At 35.9% G+C, this 19580-nt stretch carries 20 protein-coding genes; 10 read left to right on the top strand and 10 right to left on the bottom strand.

Features of this window, described 5'->3' with window-relative positions:
• The first annotated feature begins 98 nt into the window (after positions 1-98).
• A complete protein-coding gene (locus tag O1449_RS07120) occupies positions 99-530 on the top strand; it encodes a CBS domain-containing protein (RefSeq protein ID WP_004662324.1) in 432 nt (143 codons plus the stop codon).
• Between the two features lie 58 nt (positions 531-588).
• Here the strand turns inward: O1449_RS07120 and O1449_RS07115 are convergent, their stop codons facing one another.
• Positions 589-1803, bottom strand: a complete 1215-nt coding sequence (locus O1449_RS07115; RefSeq protein WP_269228083.1) for an aspartate aminotransferase family protein — start codon at positions 1801-1803, stop codon at positions 589-591.
• A 164-nt stretch (positions 1804-1967) separates the two neighbouring features.
• Between O1449_RS07115 and grxD the strand changes: the two genes are divergently transcribed.
• The gene (gene grxD, locus O1449_RS07110; protein WP_004662328.1) at positions 1968-2309 is read left to right on the top strand and encodes a Grx4 family monothiol glutaredoxin; all 342 of its coding nucleotides are present in this window, start codon (positions 1968-1970) and stop codon (positions 2307-2309) included.
• A gap of 51 nt (positions 2310-2360) precedes the next feature.
• On the opposite strand, the gene O1449_RS07105 is transcribed toward grxD, so the two are convergent.
• The gene (locus O1449_RS07105; RefSeq protein ID WP_004662329.1) at positions 2361-2684 is read right to left on the bottom strand and encodes a hypothetical protein; all 324 of its coding nucleotides are present in this window, start codon (positions 2682-2684) and stop codon (positions 2361-2363) included.
• An 80-nt stretch (positions 2685-2764) separates the two neighbouring features.
• Between O1449_RS07105 and O1449_RS07100 the strand changes: the two genes are divergently transcribed.
• Together O1449_RS07100 and O1449_RS07095 are read left to right on the top strand one after the other, a co-directional pair.
• Positions 2765-3190, top strand: coding sequence for a guanosine-3',5'-bis(diphosphate) 3'-pyrophosphohydrolase (locus O1449_RS07100; RefSeq protein WP_269239563.1), 426 nt, complete (start codon positions 2765-2767; stop codon positions 3188-3190).
• A 53-nt stretch (positions 3191-3243) separates the two neighbouring features.
• Positions 3244-4161: a LysR family transcriptional regulator gene (locus tag O1449_RS07095; protein ID WP_269239562.1), complete on the top strand. Its 918-nt coding sequence runs from the start codon at positions 3244-3246 to the stop codon at positions 4159-4161.
• 26 nt (positions 4162-4187) lie between these two features.
• Here O1449_RS07095 and map read toward each other — a convergent pair whose 3' ends face one another.
• Positions 4188-4982: a type I methionyl aminopeptidase gene (gene map, locus O1449_RS07090; protein WP_005216427.1), complete on the bottom strand. Its 795-nt coding sequence runs from the start codon at positions 4980-4982 to the stop codon at positions 4188-4190.
• 351 nt (positions 4983-5333) lie between these two features.
• On the opposite strand from map, the gene brnQ reads away from it, so the two are divergent.
• Both brnQ and O1449_RS07080 read left to right on the top strand, forming a co-directional pair.
• Positions 5334-6644, top strand: coding sequence for a branched-chain amino acid transport system II carrier protein (brnQ, locus tag O1449_RS07085; RefSeq protein WP_269228087.1), 1311 nt, complete (start codon positions 5334-5336; stop codon positions 6642-6644).
• 402 nt (positions 6645-7046) lie between these two features.
• Complete coding sequence (locus O1449_RS07080) at positions 7047-7289, top strand: hypothetical protein (RefSeq protein ID WP_005159983.1); 243 nt, start codon at positions 7047-7049, stop codon at positions 7287-7289.
• Positions 7290-7321: 32 nt separating this feature from the next.
• Here O1449_RS07080 and O1449_RS07075 read toward each other — a convergent pair whose 3' ends face one another.
• Positions 7322-7777, bottom strand: a complete 456-nt coding sequence (locus O1449_RS07075) for a hypothetical protein (protein ID WP_005216430.1) — start codon at positions 7775-7777, stop codon at positions 7322-7324.
• A 133-nt stretch (positions 7778-7910) separates the two neighbouring features.
• Between O1449_RS07075 and O1449_RS07070 the strand changes: the two genes are divergently transcribed.
• Complete coding sequence (locus O1449_RS07070) at positions 7911-8768, top strand: alpha/beta hydrolase family protein (RefSeq protein ID WP_269239561.1); 858 nt, start codon at positions 7911-7913, stop codon at positions 8766-8768.
• 700 nt (positions 8769-9468) lie between these two features.
• The gene (locus O1449_RS07065) at positions 9469-9933 is read left to right on the top strand and encodes a MarR family winged helix-turn-helix transcriptional regulator (protein WP_269239560.1); all 465 of its coding nucleotides are present in this window, start codon (positions 9469-9471) and stop codon (positions 9931-9933) included.
• A gap of 45 nt (positions 9934-9978) precedes the next feature.
• Here the strand turns inward: O1449_RS07065 and O1449_RS07060 are convergent, their stop codons facing one another.
• From O1449_RS07060 to O1449_RS07040, 5 genes are all read right to left on the bottom strand, one after another.
• On the bottom strand, positions 9979-10647 hold the full coding sequence (locus tag O1449_RS07060; RefSeq protein WP_269239559.1) for an SOS response-associated peptidase: 669 nt from the start codon (positions 10645-10647) through the stop codon (positions 9979-9981).
• Between the two features lie 34 nt (positions 10648-10681).
• Positions 10682-11176 carry a hypothetical protein gene (locus tag O1449_RS07055; protein WP_269239558.1) on the bottom strand — a complete coding sequence of 165 codons (495 nt, stop codon included), beginning with the start codon at positions 11174-11176 and terminating at the stop codon, positions 10682-10684.
• 77 nt (positions 11177-11253) lie between these two features.
• Complete coding sequence (locus O1449_RS07050; protein WP_269239557.1) at positions 11254-13416, bottom strand: malate synthase G; 2163 nt, start codon at positions 13414-13416, stop codon at positions 11254-11256.
• 287 nt (positions 13417-13703) lie between these two features.
• Positions 13704-14849: a cell division protein ZapE gene (gene zapE, locus O1449_RS07045; protein WP_269239556.1), complete on the bottom strand. Its 1146-nt coding sequence runs from the start codon at positions 14847-14849 to the stop codon at positions 13704-13706.
• 119 nt (positions 14850-14968) lie between these two features.
• Positions 14969-15988, bottom strand: coding sequence for a helix-turn-helix transcriptional regulator (locus O1449_RS07040; RefSeq protein ID WP_269239555.1), 1020 nt, complete (start codon positions 15986-15988; stop codon positions 14969-14971).
• A 155-nt stretch (positions 15989-16143) separates the two neighbouring features.
• Here O1449_RS07040 and O1449_RS07035 point away from each other — a divergent pair, with 155 nt between their 5' ends.
• A complete protein-coding gene (locus O1449_RS07035; protein ID WP_269239554.1) occupies positions 16144-17658 on the top strand; it encodes a flavin-containing monooxygenase in 1515 nt (504 codons plus the stop codon).
• 47 nt (positions 17659-17705) lie between these two features.
• Complete coding sequence (locus O1449_RS07030; protein ID WP_269239553.1) at positions 17706-18623, top strand: lysine exporter LysO family protein; 918 nt, start codon at positions 17706-17708, stop codon at positions 18621-18623.
• A gap of 22 nt (positions 18624-18645) precedes the next feature.
• Here O1449_RS07030 and pyrF read toward each other — a convergent pair whose 3' ends face one another.
• Positions 18646-19326 carry an orotidine-5'-phosphate decarboxylase gene (pyrF, locus tag O1449_RS07025; protein WP_269239552.1) on the bottom strand — a complete coding sequence of 227 codons (681 nt, stop codon included), beginning with the start codon at positions 19324-19326 and terminating at the stop codon, positions 18646-18648.
• Between the last annotated feature and the right edge of the window lie 254 nt (positions 19327-19580).

The following is a 19580-nucleotide window of genomic DNA, read 5'->3' as shown; positions in this document are numbered from 1 at the left end:
ATGAGAAAGTTATCATTGTTGCACATTTAGGGCTTTGCAATTAAAAAAAATACCGTTAAGTTAAATGAAAATGACAATACAACAGAGGTAGATAAACAATGACAATCGTTGCCCAAGTCATCAAAAATAAAGCTGTACAATCAATTTTTACAATTTCGCCAAATGCGACTGTACTTGAAGCAATCAAAATTATGGCAGATAAAGGCGTGGGAGCTTTAGTCGTTGCAGAAGATGAAAAGCTAGTTGGTATTTTCTCTGAACGTGACTACACACGTAAAGTGACGTTGATGGAGCGTTCATCAAATACAACACCTGTGTCGGATATTATGACATCTAAAGTCATCACCGTTGGTTTAAACAATACAGTTGAAGAATGCTTGCAATTAATGACCGATCGCCATTTGCGTCACTTACCTGTTTTAGATAAAGAAAAACTTGTTGGTTTTATTTCAATTGGTGACTTAGTCAAAGCTGCAATGGAAGATCAACGCGTTCTTATCGAACAACTTCAACAATATATTTCAGGCTAATGGCCGCAAAAAAGGGCAATTCAAATTGCCCTTTTTTTATTGCATGATTAATACGTCATTAGGCTGCTAAGAAGCCTTGAATTGCAGGTACAAGACGCTTCAACAATTCATCAGCTTGAGCTTGAGTCATGTTTAATGGTGGCAATAAACGTACCACTGAACCTGCCGTTACATTAATAATCAACTTATATTCATCTCGTGCAATAGCAACTAGTTCAGCACAATCTTTTGGTAACTGAATACCAATCATCATACCAAAGCCACGCACCTGTACATTTTGATCAATCAGTTGAGCTCGTAGTTGATCAACAATATAGGCTCCAACTACGGCTGCATTTTCAACGGCTTTTTCATTTTCAAGCGTATCAAGTACAGTGTAAACCACACGTGAACCAAGTACTGTACCGCCATATGTTGAACCATGGCTGCCTGCACCGAGTAAGCCTACCGCTTTACCCTGTGTCATTACTGCACCAACAGGGAAACCATTTCCTAAACCCTTCGCAGTGGTCATGACATCAGGAATAATATTGGTATGTTGATAAGCAAAGTATTTACCGGTACGTCCATTCCCTGTTTGAATTTCATCAAGCATCATTAACCAATTATGCTGATTACATAAAGCACGAACTTCCTCAAGGTAACTAAAACCCTGTGGTGCTGTATTGACACCACCTTCACCTTGAATTGGTTCAATCAGGATTGCAACGATATCTGGATGATTGATAGCTGCCTCTTGAATCGCTTCAACATCACCAAATGGCACACGAATAAAGCCTTCAACCAAAGGCGCAAAACCTTCTTGAACTTTTTTATTGCCTGTCGCAGATAAGGTCGCCAAAGTACGACCGTGAAAAGATTGTTCAGCAACAATAATTTTAGGATTACTAATGCCTTGTTTAGAACCAAATTTACGTGCAATTTTGATCGCACCTTCATTTGACTCAGCGCCACTGTTTGAGAAGAAAATTTCTTGCATTCCAGAAACTTGTGCAAGTTTTTGAGCTGCAGCAGTTTGCCAAGGAATTTCGAATAAGTTACTGGTATGCACTAAAGTTGCAGCTTGCTCAGCAATCGCTTCCGCAATCACTGGGTGTGCATGCCCTAAACCACAAACAGCAATACCTGTTAAGGCATCCAAATATTCCGCACCATCCGCTGTATATAAATACGCCCCTCGTCCTCGTACAAAGCTGATCGCTTGGCGACCATAAGTTGCCATAAGATGTGATGGTTGATCAGGTTGCACAGGAGCAAGAGTGATATTAGTCATAACAAACTCAATCTATCATTAGTTGTGGTGAAAAAAAGTTATATAAGCAAAAACTTGAGTAGATTGAAAGCTCAAACTCACATTTATATAAGAAAAATCTTTAGCAATAGCCGCAAAAGTGTTTTTCAGTATATAATTTACGGAGATTAGTTGAGGATCTATCTATGACGGAACAAGCGCGTGATACAGTAGCGTTAATTCGTGATCAAATTGCGAAACACCCTGTTTTACTTTACATGAAAGGCACTCCACAATTTCCGCAATGTGGTTTTTCTGCGCGTGCAGTTGAAGCACTTAGCCAAATTGGTCGCCCATTTGCCTATGTAAATATCTTGGAAAATCAAGATATTCGTACAACATTACCTCAAATTGCTAACTGGCCTACTTTCCCACAATTATGGGTAAACGGCGAGCTCATTGGTGGTAGCGATATCATGCTTGAAATGTTCCAAAATGGTGAGTTAAAGCCATTAGTTGAACAGTATAGCCCTGCTCCTGAAGCATAAGCTAAAAAATGAAAGCCAATCAAATGATTGGCTTTTTTATTACAATGAGTTTTAGTTTAAGCTAAAACCAACATATCGAAACATACCTTCTACCCCTAAATCGGCTTTGTAAATTTGTAGATTTGGATAGTTCGCCTGAGTGATGGTCTTATAAATATTCATACTTGGATCTTCATGAATTTCATCAACCGACTGTGGTAGAACTTCTTCAAAACGATCAGCAATAAATTCAAAACCTAAATCCATCGCCATGAATAATGTATGCTCACACGGCTGAATATACTGTTCCTGTTCCCAATCTAAAACAGCTTGATGACAATATGGACATGCAATGTTTTGAGTCGCATCGATAACGTTTATAAGTTGGTATGACATAATTTTAAAGCATAGAAAATTTGGATTTAGTTTAAAAGAATACGATCTGTGAATCCATTCGAATAACAGGGATTTAAATTATGGCAACACTTGAACAAGCGATTTCATTAGCTGCAAAACAACATGAAGGACAGGTAGATAAAGCAAATGCCCCTTATATATTACATCCATTAAGAGTCATGTTAAATGTTCCTACAATTGAACATAAAATTGTGGCAGTTTTACATGATATTTTAGAAGATACAGAAACAACGATTGAAGATTTATACCAATTCGGTTTTCAACCGCATATCATTGACGCAATCGTCGCACTCACTAAAAAACAAGGAGAAACTCGTCTAGAAGCAGCTCAACGAGCGCGACAAAACCCAATCGCACATGTTGTTAAATTAGCAGATATCAATGACAATATGGACTTATCTCGCATTCAATCACCAACAGTCAAAGATTTTAAGCGTTTGAAAGAATATCAACAGGTTCGAGATTTATTATTCCAAAATGTTTAATAATCTCTTTTATAATGATTCACCCTAATCACAAAGCTGGAGTTTATAGCGTAATGCTAACGGATTTAGATGATTTTTATTGCTTTGCCCTTGTTGTCGAACATGGTGGTTTTAGTGCGGCTGAAAGAGCAACTGATATTCCTAAATCCAAATTAAGTCGCAGAGTTTACAATCTCGAAGAACAGCTGGGTGTACGCTTAATTCAACGTAGTTCACGACACTTTGCCGTTACTGATATTGGTATGGATGTTTATCGTCACGCTCAAGTGATGATGAATGCTGCTCAAGCTGCACATGATGTTGTCAATCACTTAAGTAGTGAACCTCGTGGTGTAATTAAAGTCAGTGTTCCTGTTGATATTGCACAAAATCAAATGGCGAAAATATTACCGAACTTTTTAAAGAAGTACCCTGAAGTTCGGGTTCAAATGATGGTAAGCAATCGCAGAATTGATGTAATCAACGAAGGCGTTGATCTCGCCTTACGTGTTCGCTCTAAGCTAGACGATGACCCTAATTTAGTTTTGCGTCAGTTTACAGCAATTGAGCAACGTCTATTTGCTAGTCAAGCTTATTTAAATGAATTCGGTCATTTAACAACGCCAGAACAATTATCTGAGCATCGTATTATCAGTATGTCTGAAGAACACCTAGATCAACACTTTTTATTATTTGGACCTGAAAATCAACAAAAGAAAATTAAAGTAAATCCTGTCATTATGGGTTCGAATTTGTTGATGCTCGCGGAATTGGCAAGTCAAAATTGTGGAATTGCTTTATTACCAGATAGTATTGCACAAGATTTCACAAAATCAGGGCAATTGGTCAAAGTTTTACCTGAATGGACTGCCCCACATGGTATTTTCCATGCCGTTTATCCGTCACGTAGAGGGCTATTACCCGCTGTACGAGTCTTTATCGATTATTTAGTAGAACAATTAACAGAATCACCGAATAAAAAAAGAGCTTGAATCATTCAAGCTCTTTTTAAAATACATTACACCGCTGGATAGTGTCCTGTTCCATTTGGCCAAGGCGTTAACAACTCAAAACCATCATCAGTAACAACAACCATATGTTCCCATTGCGCTGATAAGGACTTATCTTGTGTCACCACAGTCCATCCGTCATTCAGTTCTTTCACATGTCGTTTACCAGCATTCACCATCGGTTCAATCGTAAATACCATGCCCTTTTTCAAAGTCATGCCTTGTCCTTTTTGACCATAATGCAAAATATTTGGCTGTTCATGATAGATACGACCAATACCATGACCGCAATATTCTCGGACGATACTATAACCTTCACGTTGCGCAACGGATTGAATTGCATAACCAATATCACCGAGTGTCGCACCCGGTTTCACCGTATGAATCCCTGCAAGCATGGCTTCATAAGTCGTTTCCACCAGTTTCTTGGCTTCTGGACTCGGCTCACCCACAAAATACATGCGGCTGGTATCCCCAAAATAACCATCTTTGATTACAGCAACATCAATATTTAATATATCGCCTTCTTGCAAAATTTTCTTCGCGGAAGGAATTGCATGACACACTTCTTCATTGACTGAGATACATGTCGTCTTGGTAAAACCGTGATAGCCCACATTGGCTGGAATCACCTGCAACGTATTTACGATATAGTCGTTGCAAATATCGTCTAAATATTCAGTTGAAACGCCAGGCTTAATATAATCACCAATCATTTCTAATACTTGTGCCGCTAAACGTCCTGAGATACGTAATTTCTCAATATCTTGCTCAGATTTAATCGTCACAGTAGAAGCTCTCATTCGAGATTTTCCTTATTTAAATATAGGTTAATGCAACATGCAGATTCATTTTTGTACTGCATCTCGTATTTCAACAGTTGTACGCTGTCGTACAGAAATCTTCAATCGTTTTAAGATTGAACGGTTGTTATTATTTTACATTTAATTTCAATCAGCATCATAGTAAAAAAGTATAAAGGGCTATATTTTTTACTTTTAAAATCTTTTCAATAAATTAAGTTTACCAATGCTAATCATATGATTTTAATCAGTTCTTATTAGACAAAAATAAACTAAATTTCACATAAAATTAGTTTCAAATGACTACAATTTTGTTCTAGAATCCGCACTTTTATTTTATACCTCCCTTTTATGAACCATCTTCGTACAGGAGATATTGTTGCCCTTGGTTTTATGACCTTTGCACTCTTCATCGGTGCTGGCAATATTATCTTCCCCCCTATTGTTGCACAACAAGCAGGTGAGCATGTTTGGCTCGCTGCTTTTGGATTCTTAATTACAGCAGTCGGTCTACCTGTAATTACCATTATGGCTTTGTCTCGTATGCAAGGCTCTATTGAGATTATCAGCTCACCACTTGGACGCTTTTTTAGCCTACTCCTCACGATTGTTTGTTATTTGTCTGTTGGACCATTATTTGCCACACCACGTACTGCAACTGTTTCTTATGAAATAGGATTTGCTCCATATTTTGGTACATCAAATAGCAGCCTAATGATTTATAGTGTTATTTATTTTACACTTGTCACTGCGATCTCGCTTTATCCGAATAAATTGTTAGATACAGTAGGTCACGTCTTAGCTCCTTTAAAAATTGCTGCTCTAGCGGTTCTTGGTATTGCAGCAATCCTTATCCCTACTGGCTATATTTCTCCACCAATCCATAAGTATGTGACTAGTCCTGTTTCTGAAGGCTTCGTAAACGGCTATTTAACTATGGATACTTTGGGTGCTTTAGTCTTCGGTATTGTGATTATTCAAGCGATTCAGTCTCGTGGAGTGACAGATTCAAAGCTAATCACCAAATATGCGATTATCGCGAGTTTAATTGCTGGCGTAGGTTTAACACTAGTATATATCAGCCTATTTAAACTTGGATTAGGTAGCCATGAAGTTGCGGCGAATGCGGCGAATGGTGCTGTGATTCTGCATGCTTATGTACAACACGCTTTCGGTGATCTAGGTTCGTTGTTTTTAGCTGGTTTGATTTTTCTAGCCTGTACGGTAACTGCAATTGGCCTTACCTGTGCATGCGCAGAATACTTCACTGAATTAACAGGCTTACCGTATAAATTATTAGTTTTTATCTTAATTGGATTTTCATTATTAATTTCTAATTTAGGTTTAACAAAACTAATTGCATTCTCTGTTCCAGTGTTAAGTGCAATTTATCCACCAGCGATTGTTGTGATTATGATGAGTTTCTTCTGGAAATATTGGAATAAACCTTCAACTGTCGTGAGCTCTGTTACTGCTGTTGCTTTTCTTTTTGGCATTATCGAAGCACTCAAAGCGGCTGGATTCTCTGAACAACTCCCTAAATTCATTAATAATTTACCGTTGAATGAACAGAACCTTGCTTGGTTATTGCCTTCATTGGTTGTACTCGTTATCGCAATTGCTGTAGATCGATTCTCTAGCAATACTGCTTCTCAAAATTAAAATGATTTGTCGTTAAAATGATGTTTTACCCAAACATAATTTTAGCTATACAAAAAATGTTCTTTTATCCAACTTACATTTTTTGTTTACGACAAATTATTTTTTATCTTATTTGTATCTACCTCTACCCGTATTATTCACACTGTATTTGATCTGAGTCACAAAAGCATCTTTTCAGCAACTTTTTCAAATTGTAAAAAAATCACACTACTATTCATAATAAAAATAACCTCAATACACCCAAAAAATATTCAATCTACATAGAAATCAATACATTCGTGAATTTATTTAAAAAATAGTCAAATTAGCTATTGAAATACTGAAAAAATCAAAGTACAACTTTAATATTAATTCTGACAAAAACGATTAGGTTTTGTCATCACTACTCAAGGAGGGATGGAGATGTTCTCATTACATTTCAACAAGCAAGTCTTCATTGACACTCTAAAGACCAATGATTCCATCGTATATGCAATTACGACATTTGCCTTAATGGCGACGCTGTTATTGCAAGGCACTATTAAGGGTAACTTAAAACCTGAATATTTTGCATACGCTTTAATCGTGTCTTTAGCCTTTTGTACGTGGGGGATTATTGATCGAAAGTTTCGACAGATAAGTGCTGAGCGCCAAAAGAATTTTTAATATAAGAAATGGATGAGTAATCATCCATTTTTCTAACTGGTAAATTTTAAGATTGTTCCTAATAATAATACTGCTGTAGCACCTAATTCGACTATTATTAAATTCAACATTAAAAATGTCATACACCATCTTGGAATCGACCACTGCCCTAACTTATGCGGTTGCTTAAACTGATTCGTTGTATCTTTTAACATTCCATGAATGATATAGACCAAAATCGACATTGAGAAAAAGAATAAATTCGCCACAACGCAAAATAGACTCAAACTATCCGATAAACTTGTAAAATAACTTAATGCAGCCAAGATTAAACTTGCAGCGGCATAAAGCAAACTACTGCGATGTGCAATATCGACATAATAATGTGCGCGTGCAAGCTCTGTATTTCTAATTTGATAATACTTCCAAACGCCAGTTAGCATCCCTACCCAAAGAAATATTCCACTAAAAATGATCGCCAATTTGGTTGCACTCGTTAAAATTAACATTCCCTTTTCCCCAAATGGTTTTTCCCAAAATAGCTATATTACATAAAATTTGACTTTTAAGTCATTTTTTAAACGAGTTTCTTTTTAGAACTTGTATAGACTGGAAATATGTCTAGACAAGAGTATTGCTCAAATGACTACATTTGAATCATTTTGGATCAGTTGTAAAGATGGTTACCAACTTGCAGCACAGTATTATCCAGCAAGTGATGCCACTAAACCATTTCCGATTCTAATTTGTCCAGCAACAGGTATTACCAAAGGTTTTTATCACTCATTTGCTGAATGGTTAAATCAACAAGGCTATAAGGTCTTAAGTTTTGACTTTAGAGGAATAGGTCAATCTTTACATGGGCCACTTAAAAATTCGAATGCCAGTATCAATGATTGGGGTTTATTAGATATCCCAGCAGCCATCGAAACCCTCTTGAATCGCGCTCAAGCTAAACAAGTGATTATTTTGGGACATAGTGCTGGTGGTCAATTACTTGGAATCAATCCTGACCATCAAAAAGTTGCTAAAGTTGTCGCAATCGCTGGTTCAACGGGTTATGTAAAAGGCTTAAAAGGAAAAACTAAACTTCTTGCTCCATTAATGTTTAATGTCATTTTTCCAGTATCCAGTGCTATTAAAGGATACGGCGCAACACAATTTATTGGTATGGGTGAAAATTTACCTAAAAATGTAGCAAAACAATGGGCTGAATTTTGCAGTCAACCTGGTTATGTCATGAATGCAATTGGTAAAAGTATTTTTGCTGATTATCACCAAGAGATTGTCTGTCAGATTACATCAATTTGGGCAAGTGATGATGAAATCGCAACACAGGTAAATGTTAAAGATTTACTCAGACTTTATCCTAATGCTCAAACCAATTTGATTGAATTGAAACCACAACAATATGGTTACAAACAAATTGGACATATGCTGATGTTCAAAAAATCACATCAGAAATTATGGCCAGTATTAGAAAAAGAATTGAGAATGTAATCCCTAAACTCACAGTTTTACCCTTTTGCGCATCTAAATTTGCAATCCTATTGAGATGCGCCTTTTTAATTTACAATTATTTACATAAACCATAAATGACATAACTAAGTAGAAGTTTTTTACAATGAATTATTTTTTAACAATATAAAATTAAATAATAAAACTACATTTGTATTCTTTTTAAGCAGATTAGTTAACTAATAGTGATTAAATGTGATAAAGAATGTATTTATTCAACTTTTTTAGCAGCACTATGAATTTTAATTTTTAACCAAATTTTAAATTCAAATATATGTATTTAATTTGTTTTTTTAATTATTTTATTTTACAAATGTAATAATTTCACGATTATATGACATTTTAGACAGAATCTTTTAGAAAAAAGTCACGTCATAATTTGTATTTATTTTCTACAATACATTTGTTCTACAAATAAGCTACAATGCAACACTGTAGAAATACAATTGGGGTAAAATGGATAGGTAAGACCATCATTAATAACAGTTTTATGTAGTTTACATGATGATACCCCTATCTTAAGCAAAGATGGTTATACAACCATTTTTAGGAAGATTTGTTATAAACGGAATGTTAGAAAAATTAGATTTCATCATTTTTCTAGCGTATAAATTGTAGACATTTCATGGAATCTCGGAGTTGCATCTAATAACTCTGTGTAACAAGCATAGGAAATAACTTAATGCCTAAAAAATATGCGCGTTTTTTACCTACATCAGAAACATTTAACTTAGAAGACTTTCCTTATTTCTGGATTTCTCAAGTAAATGCACAGTACGTTCAAAATATCGATAACGTACTTAAGAAGTATGGTTTAGACAACTCTCGCCGTCGTATTTTAATTGCATTGAATGTCAAGCCACATGCAAGCGTTTCTGAACTTTCAGACATGGTGATTTCTAAAATGTCTACAACGACCAAGATCGTATATCGCCTTAAAGATGAGGGATATATTGAAACTTATTCATGTAAAGAAGATGGTCGTATTACCCGCGTTTATCTTACTGATAAGGGTAAAGAAATGATCACTAAAATTAATGATTTAACTTCTGTAATCTTAGAGCAATCATTTGATGGATTAACGCCGTTGCAAATCGAAAAGACGATGGAAATTTTAAAACATATGTTTAAAAATCTTGCTCGTTGATTAATAAAATATATAAAAAGGTTTCTTGTTAGAAACCTTTTTTATTTAGAAAAGATCAAACATATTTAACTGAGGTGTTTGTTTTGCTATTTTTGCCTTAGGTACATGTGAACATTCAAACTCTTCTACTGGAAATCCCTGCATAAATTGAATCATTTGAAGTGGTTGTTTTAAACTCAGCCAATCATCAAGACGATCATGGGGAATGATGACAACTGATCGTTTTACATCACCAGGTTCGTGAAACTCTTTCATCATCGGATGGTCTATTGCATCCATCGTAAGCATCGCTGCGGAACGAATAATTTCATTCTCGATTTTGCAAATTTCATAAAGTGCTGCAATATAAAATGCTTTGCCATCTTTACGCCGTACGCCCCATCGTTGTGGTTTATTTTCAATATATTTACTTTCATAAAACTCAGTGACTGGAATTATAGCGAACTTGCATTTATAAGCTGCCTCCTGAAAGCTTGGTTTCTCAAAAATGGTCTCATGTCTAGCATTATAAGCACGTTTAGAGCTGTTAATATCCTCTGCCCATTTCGGCACTAAACCAAATAATACTTCTCGCCACTCCAATCCATGTTCAGATTTAAATAATAATGGTGTTTTATAACTTGGATAAATCTCATCAATATAGTCAAATGGAATAAGTGGCAGCTCTAGCTGCTTTAATTGCTCTAATGTTATTAGTTTGTAGTTAGCACACATGAATATCAAATATTAGTGAAGCTTAAGGCATATCTTAACGATATAGTTCAGGTTCTCTACTACCATACTCAATTTTTTTACCATTTTGGTCATAATGATATAAAAACCTATTCACATCACCGCCATTATCTTCATCCTCATATACATGATAATATAGAAATTCATCATTACCATTATACCAAGTACATTTTAGATTCTTTATGCCTCCTTCTTCGATCAACTGAGAGGTTAATTTACAAACTTTCTTTAATTCACCATTAACTAATTTATAGTCTTCAAATACAATTTTTTCATTTGGACTCTCTTGCTCATAGTAATAATACTGCCTATATCCAAGTACTGTTTGTGAATCTCCAGAATACCTAACTGTCGTTAATACTTGTTTTTTCTTAGTAAACTCTGAAAGCTCTTCTTCAATCAATTTACCATGACAATCAAAATAAGCGACTCGAAATGCAATATAATCTTCATCTCTATAATAAATAGTTTTTCTACCATCTTTATGTTCAAAAACTTCTAATTTGATCAAGTTTCATTCCTTTTTATATAAAAACAAAAACCTTTCAAATTGAAAGGTCTTTGTAAGATTCAAGTAACTAATCGAGATTAGTCACCTGTATAACCTTTTAATTTTAAACGTGCAGCGTGTAACAATGGCTCTGTATAACCAGATGGTTGCTCAGCGCCTTTGAAGATCAAATCAGCAGCAGCTTGGAATGCGATACCATCGAAGTTTGGTGCCATCGGTGTATAAAGTGGATCATTGGCATTTTGCTGATCAACAATCACAGCCATACGTTTAAGCACTTCTTCAACTTGTTCTTTCGTTACGATACCGTGACGCAACCAGTTTGCAACATGCTGAGAAGAAATACGTAAAGTTGCACGATCTTCCATTAAACCAACGTTATTGATGTCTGGAACTTTAGAACAACCTACACCTAGATCAACCCAACGTACAACATAACCCAAGATACCTTGACAGTTATTTTCAAGTTCGTTATTTAACTCTTCAGCAGTCCAGTTTGTTTCTGGTGCAAAAGGAGGAGTTAGCAAGTCATCTAAAGACAACATTGATTCAGCAAGCAATTCATCTTGACGTGCTTTTACATTGATTTGGTGGTAATGCATGGCATGAAGTGCAGCGCCTGTAGGTGATGGAACCCATGCACAAGAAGCACCCGCATTTGGATGAGCTGTCTTAGTCGCCAACATATCTTTCATGCTATCTGGTTTTGGCCACATGCCTTTACCAATTTGCGCTTTACCTTGTAAACCACATGCTAAACCAATTGCAACGTTACGGTTTTCGTAAGCAGCAATCCATTTTTGCGCTTTAACAGCTTCTTTACGTACCATTGGCGCTGCTTCCATAGACGTATGGATTTCATCACCCGTACGATCCATGAAGCCTGTGTTAATGAAAATTGTACGGTCTTTTGCAGCAGCGATACAATTTTTCAAATTAACTGAAGTACGGCGTTCTTCATCCATGATACCAATTTTGAGTGTTTTCGCAGGTAGACCAAGTGCTTGTTCTGCACGCTCAAATAATTCAACTGCAAATGCAACTTCTTCTGGACCATGCATTTTTGGTTTAACGATATACATAGAACCTTTACGAGAGTTCTTATTTTCGTTTTCACCACGAATATCTGTAATTGTAAGTAATGGAGTAACTAATGCATCCATGATACCTTCAAATACTTCTTCACCTTCTACAAGGATCGCTGGGTTAGTCATTAGATGACCAACGTTACGAAGAAGCATTAATGAACGACCATGTAGCGTTGTAGTACCGCCAATTAAGTTCTGAACTGTACGGTCTTTGTTTAATGCACGAGTAATAGTTTTACCATTTTTCTCGATTGACTCTTGCAAGTCACCTTTCATTAAACCTAACCAGTTACGATAGCCTTCAACTTTCTCTTCTGCATCAACAGCTGCAACAGAATCTTCTAAATCTTGGATCGTTGTAATAGCAGCTTCTAGAGTTAAATCTTTAACGCCAGCCGCATCAGTTTTACCGATTGGGCTATTTGCATCGATATCGATAATAACGTGCAAACCATTATTTAATAAAACGATTTCAGTTGGATTTGCAGCATCGCCATTAAAGCCAACAAATTGAGCTTCATGAGCCAAAGAGGTTGTTGAACCATCCTTTAAAGTCACAACTAAACGATTGTGATCAACTGCATACTTAGTTGCATCGGCATGAGAGCCTTGAGCAAGTGGGAATGTTTGATTAAGGAAATCTTTAGCGAAAGCAATTACCTTATCGCCACGGACTGGATTATAGCCTTTACCTTTCTCTGCACCATTTTCTTCAGAAATTACATCTGTACCGTAAAGTGCATCGTATAATGACCCCCAACGTGCATTCGCAGCATTTAAGCAATAGCGTGCGTTACGTACTGGTACAACAAGCTGAGGACCAGCTAATAATGCAATTTCTTCATCTACATTTTCAGTCGTTACTTGGAAATCAGCAACTTCTGGTACTAAGTAACCAATTTCAGTTAAAAATGCTTTATATGCATTTAACTCAAATTCATTATTACGATGCCATTCATCAATCTTAGCTTGAATTTCATCACGCTTCGCTAATAGTGCTTTATTCTTTGGGCTAAGATCGACAACGACTTGCTCGAAATTTTTCCAGTAAGTTTCACTATCTAGACCAGAACCTGGTAAAGCTTCATTTTCGATGAAATCGTAAAGTTCTTTAGCAATTGCTAGCTTGCCTTGTTGAATACGTACAGTCATTGTCTTTCCTGATGGTGCTAACTTTTTATAACAAGAAACCTAGTATACCGATTTATACTAGCCTGAATAGTAATATCACATTGCTAAATAGTAAGCATTTTCTTAGTTTAAGTATTGACAAATATACTTTTTATTAACATCAAAAACCAAATGAAGTACTAGCTAGCCCTATTTCTGCGACACACTCGCTTTCTCAAACTCATCTAGTTATAACAAAATTCAATTAAGAATAAAGCTTTGTCTATCTGAATTTATAAAAAAGGCATTCCCTAGAATGCCCTTAAAATTTATGAGGTTTTTGAAACTTGAATTTGGCGATGTTCTGAGTGCAGATAATCATCCGATTGCATTTCCAATAAACGTGAACGAGTTCGTTCAATTTCAAATGCTAATCTTTCACCTTCATAGAGATCAATAATCGAATCTTCTGAGGTTAAAAGCAGCTTCACACCACGATCATAAAACTCATCGACTAAATAGATAAAACGACGTGTTCCTTCAGAAAGGAAATCCGTTAAATGTGGTACGTTACTCACCAGTACCGTATTATAAATATTAGCAATTTCAATAAAGTCGGCAGGGCTACGTGGCTTAAAACATAACTCAGAAAATTCACACCACAATACATCTTCAGTATGACCCAAGGTTTCTACAATTCGGTTATTAATCATAATTGGGGTATTAGAAAGCGTTTGTGTGTGTGTCAGCGCTTGAAAACGCTCATACATCCATGATTGCGCATCATGACTCAATGGATGTTTGAATAATTGAGCCTGCTTCAAAACACGTAAACGATAATCAACACCAGCATCTACATTCAGAACCGTACAGTTTTTCTGGACTAATTCAATTGTTGGCATAAAACGGTCACGATGGATACCATTTTTATATAAACCTTCTGGTGCAATATTAGACGTTGCAATCAACGTGACGCCACGTTCAAATAACTTTTGAAATAAATCGCTAATAATCATTGCATCAGTGACATTTGATACAAAGAATTCATCAAAACAAATGACAACCGCATTTTTATAAATCTGATCAGCAACAGAATCTAATGGATTACGTTGACCTGAAAGCTTATTCAATTCTTTATGCACATTTTGCATAAAATGATGGAAATGCATGCGGGTTTTACGGCGAAATGGAACTGAGTCATAAAATTGATCCATCAACCATGTTTTCCCACGTCCTACACCACCCCACATATAAACACCTTTTGGGTAGGTTTGACGACGGAAACGTCTAAATGCTTTCTTTGAGGCTTTATAACGTGTGAGTAACTCTTTCCATACTCGATCTAACTCTTGCACTGCCTGAGCTTGAGCTTCATCTGGCATGAATTGACCTGATTCAATTGCTTGAGCATAACGCTCTGCAGGTGAGATCGGCATAAATGAAGTGTTATGTGAGTCTGGTTTAGAATTTGACATAAGGTGTTATTACAATTTTAATTGGTGAAAATTATATCGAACATTGAGTCCAAAGACATTAGATTTTAGGCTTAATTATCATGCAGTTTAAACATCATAATGTACCATTCTTTTACCATTTAATGATTTCGATTATATTGGCGTGGGCTTTGACCAAACCAGCGTTTAAAAGCATGATTAAACGCCGCAGGCTCAGAATAACCGAGCATTTCTGCAACTTGTTCTATCGAATATGCACTATCTTCAATAAATTTTAATGCCTTCTGCTTAATTAATCTTTCGCGAATTTCTTTATAACTCGTTTGTAATTGCTGCAATTTATGTCTTAAAGTCCTCTCAGGAATCTTTAATGCACATGCTGTTTCAGACATTGTAGGTATTACACCATTTTGCATTTCAAGATATTCCTCGACATATTCTAAAATGGTCAACTTTGCACGGGTACTTCGTTCTAATTTATTCAGATCTTGTAGGCATTTTTCTTCATAAACACGATAAGTTAACGCATCAGCAGATGGAATTTTAATATTTAAAATTTTAGTGTTTTTTAGAATGAAAGAAGCCTGCTGACATTCAAACTTAACATCTAGGCCATAATATTGCTGATAAGCTTTTATTAATTCCATTTCTCTTGGTATTTGAAATGGTAGCTCTATTTGAATATCAGGAATTTCAAGCCCCATCATCTTAAAAATATCTTGTAGAAATTTATATGTACCAGATATTTCACATTGAGCACGAAATAATCCTAAATGCGTATTTAAATCAATTGGTTGATAATGCAAATGAATGTAATCTTTTTTAATATTTAGCTGTAATGAACCAAATAGATGTGTCAATTGCTGAAATCGCACACCATTTAATAGCGCGTTATGTAAAGTATCACTTGTGACAAGTAGCATCAGGAATGGACCATACCCTGCAAGTGCATAATGCTGTCCAATCACTAAACCTTGTTCTGGGGAAATATCCTGACTAATATATTGTAAGATGTCCCATTCAATTTCATCAGCAATGATCGAATTCGGATCTAAAGCATCGGCGAGAATTCCCATATCTGCTAAACGAGCATCTACATCTATGCCGACATGACGCATGCCCTGAATTAAATACATCAATCCGAGGATAGATCTCTTCATAATTCTGAATGCAGTTCCCAAAACCTTAATGTTGTACTATAAAAAAACACAGAAATGAATTGCCGAAATGATCAAGTTCTGCGTCTATATAATCATATTTAATCTCCATAAAACCTTTAAACTTGCACGAAATTTAGATGTATAGGGCATGGACTATGCGTGATGTAACCCAAAATGCTATTCAAAAAACCAAAGTTGCAATTATCGGTGCAGGTTTTGGTGGTTTAGCAATGTCTATTCGACTATTACAAAGTCAAATCAAAGATTTTGTAATTTTAGAAAAAACCAATGACGTTGGTGGCACATGGCGTGAAAACCAATACCCAGGCGCAGCGTGCGATGTTCAATCACACATGTATTCACTTTCGTTTGCTCCCAAAACAGATTGGTCAAAACGTTACGCTGAAGCTGATGAAATTTTTGAATATATTCAAGATATTACTCAGCAATATAAATTAAAAGATTATTGCAAATTCAATCATGAAGTTACTCATGCTGAGTTTGACGAAAATCGTAATGTTTGGTTATTAGATTTTAAAGATCAACCATCCATTGAAGCTCAGTTTGTTATTTTTGCTTCTGGTCCCCTACACGTTCCACAAATTCCTCACTTAAAAGGCATTGAAAAATTTAAAGGCAAAGTTTTCCATTCTTCACAATGGGATCACAAATACAGCTTAGAAGGCAAAGCCGTTGCTTCTATTGGTACGGGTGGTAGCGCAATTCAATATATCCCCGAGATTGCACAAGAAGTGAAACAGCTTTATGTATTCCAACGTACCGCAGCATGGGTCATTCCACGTGATGAACGTAAATATTCACAATTAAGCAAGTCTTTGTTTAAAGCATCTAATATTTATCGTCAAATTCATCGTACTCGTTTGTATTGGACCAACGAATCACGTGTAGTACCTATCGTACAACCACAGATCATGAAATATGGTCAAAAACTTGCTGAAGCGTTCATTCGCTTCCAAGTGAAAGACAAAGCATTAGCTAAAAAGCTGACTCCTGATTTTGTCATGGGTTGTAAGCGTATTTTGATTTCAAATAAGTACTTCCCTACATTCAATCGTAAAAATGTTGAATTAATTACCGATGGTGTTCAAGAAATCACAGCAAACGGCATTATCACCAAAGATGGTAAAGAGCGTCAGATTGACTGTTTGATTTATGGTACAGGCTTTATTACCGATCCACGCATTTACTTAAAGCATTTCGATTGCGTTGGTCGTAATGGAATCGAACTTAAGCAAGCTTGGAAAGATGGTGCGGAAAGCTACTATGGTATTAGTACGAAAAACTTCCCTAACCTATTCCAACTCTTAGGTCCAAATACGATTTTAGGTCATAACTCTGTTATTTTCATGATTGAATCTCAAGTAAACTATATCTTGCAATTGATTCAAACTGTGGACAAAACAGGATCTCAAGCTGTTGAGATTAAACAACAGGTACAAGATCAATTTAATGATCGTGTGCAGGAACAACTCAAAGGAACAGTTTGGCAAGCAGGCGGATGTAGCAGTTGGTATCAAGCAGCTGATGGTAAAAACTTCTCATTATGGCCAACATATACTTGGAAATATTGGTTAGAAACACGTAAAGTAAATGTCGCTGACTATAATTTTATTCATACAGCAACAAATGCAAAAAACAATGCAGCTTAATCAATAATTCTTCATAATAAGCAGGTTATTCGTAACCTGCTTTTTTTATGCAATCTTTTGTTCTTATCTTCCAAATTTTTATCTCAATAAGCTTAGGCTATTTTCTCGCCCCAAAACTATCACAGCGAATTAAACAATTTATATTTAAAATCTTACCCTATTTTTCTTATTTATTATTAATGAGTGTTGCATTTGAACTGACTCAAGCTTTGAATCATATCTCAGATCCAGCAGCAATATTACCACCTGCATTATTGATTGCATTTACTACATCAGTTGGTTCTTTCTTTATCTGTCTAATTACTTATAAACTGATTGATCGTCAAAGTGTACAAGGAAAAATTTCATTACACCTCTTTATCAATGCACTCAAGAATATCGCTAAAGCATTTCTAGCATTAGGATTAGGGATTTTACTTGGAATAGTAGTGACTCAATCTAACCTACAAATTGCATTTAATAGTTGGTATTTATTGCTCGTGTTTATCTTTCTAATCGGTGTTGAGCTTGCTTTTACGCAATTTGATCGTAGTTGGTTAAGTTGGAGAGTACTACTTGTTCCTGCCGCAGCCTTTGTCGGTTCTTGTCTGGCTGCAATCATCAATTATCTCATTCTATCTCATGATTATACCCTGAATGAAATGATGGCTTTAGCTCAGGGATATGGTTGGTACTCAATGTCTGGAATTCTATTCACAGAATTACATTCAGCACGACTTGGTGGGATTGCCTTATTAACCGACCTCTTCAGAGAAATTTTCGCCATTCTTCTTATGTACTGCCTCGGTTGGCGTTTTCCACGTTCAGCGATTTCGAGTGCTGGAGCAACCTCAATGGATGTCACCCTTGCGATGGTTAAACAGTCATGTGGCACGCATTACGTACCACATGCAATGATGAGCGGATTAATTTTATCGCTTCTAGCGCCTTTATTAATCAGCCTATTCTTAAATCTCAAGTTCTAAGGTATTTATAAACTAAATAAACTTAGATAGACGCCAAAATTGACTTCAACATTTCTGTTGGACGTTCAGCCTTTGTAATAGGACGACCAATTACTAAATGCGTCGAACCATCAAGCATAGCTTGTTTAGGCGTAACGATACGTTTTTGGTCATCTGCATTTGAACCTTCTGGACGAATGCCTGGCGTCACTAATGCAAAATCAGCATTCAACATTTCACGAAGAATTTTTGCTTCTTGCGCAGAACAAACCACGCCATCCAAACCACTTTCTTGTGTCAGTTTAGCTAAGCGCTTTACATGCTCTACAGGTTCGATATCCAAACCGATATCATGTAAGTCTTCACGTCCCATTGACGTCAATACAGTAACAGCAATGAGCTGAGTCTGATAGTTCCCTGCTTTGAGTCTTTCAACACAAGTTTCCATCATTTTACGACCACCTGAAGCATGAACATTCACCATCCATACGCCAAGATCTGCCGCAGCACAGACAGCTTGCGCTGTTGTATTCGGAATATCATGAAATTTTAAATCAAGAAAAACTTCAAAACCTTTATCTTGCAAGGTTTTAACAACACTTGGACCTTCATGAGTAAAAAGCTCTTTGCCCACTTTGACACGACATAAAGCAGGATCAAGCTGATCCACAATCGTTAAAGCGTCATATTCGCTTTTTGCATCTAGTGCAACAATGATACTCAAGAGCGTTTCTTCCCAGTTGATTCAAAGTCGCTATTATAAATAGGTTTTAATTTAAGTGTAAGATTTCATTCAACACATTTTTACTTCGCTCATTTAAGTTGCAACAACAACACTAAAACATACCAAATAGTAAAATATGATTAAATTTTAATCTTACAATAAATTAAAAACGAATAAGGTTAAAATGAAAACGATTAAAACTGCAATAGGCATAAAAAGGCATCAATTTAGTCACCATCATTTTTTAAGATTCT

This window comes from Acinetobacter sp. TR3, from assembly GCF_027105055.1.
Classification (GTDB): Bacteria; Pseudomonadota; Gammaproteobacteria; order Pseudomonadales; family Moraxellaceae; genus Acinetobacter.
This window is presented reverse-complemented; position numbering and strand designations above follow the sequence as displayed.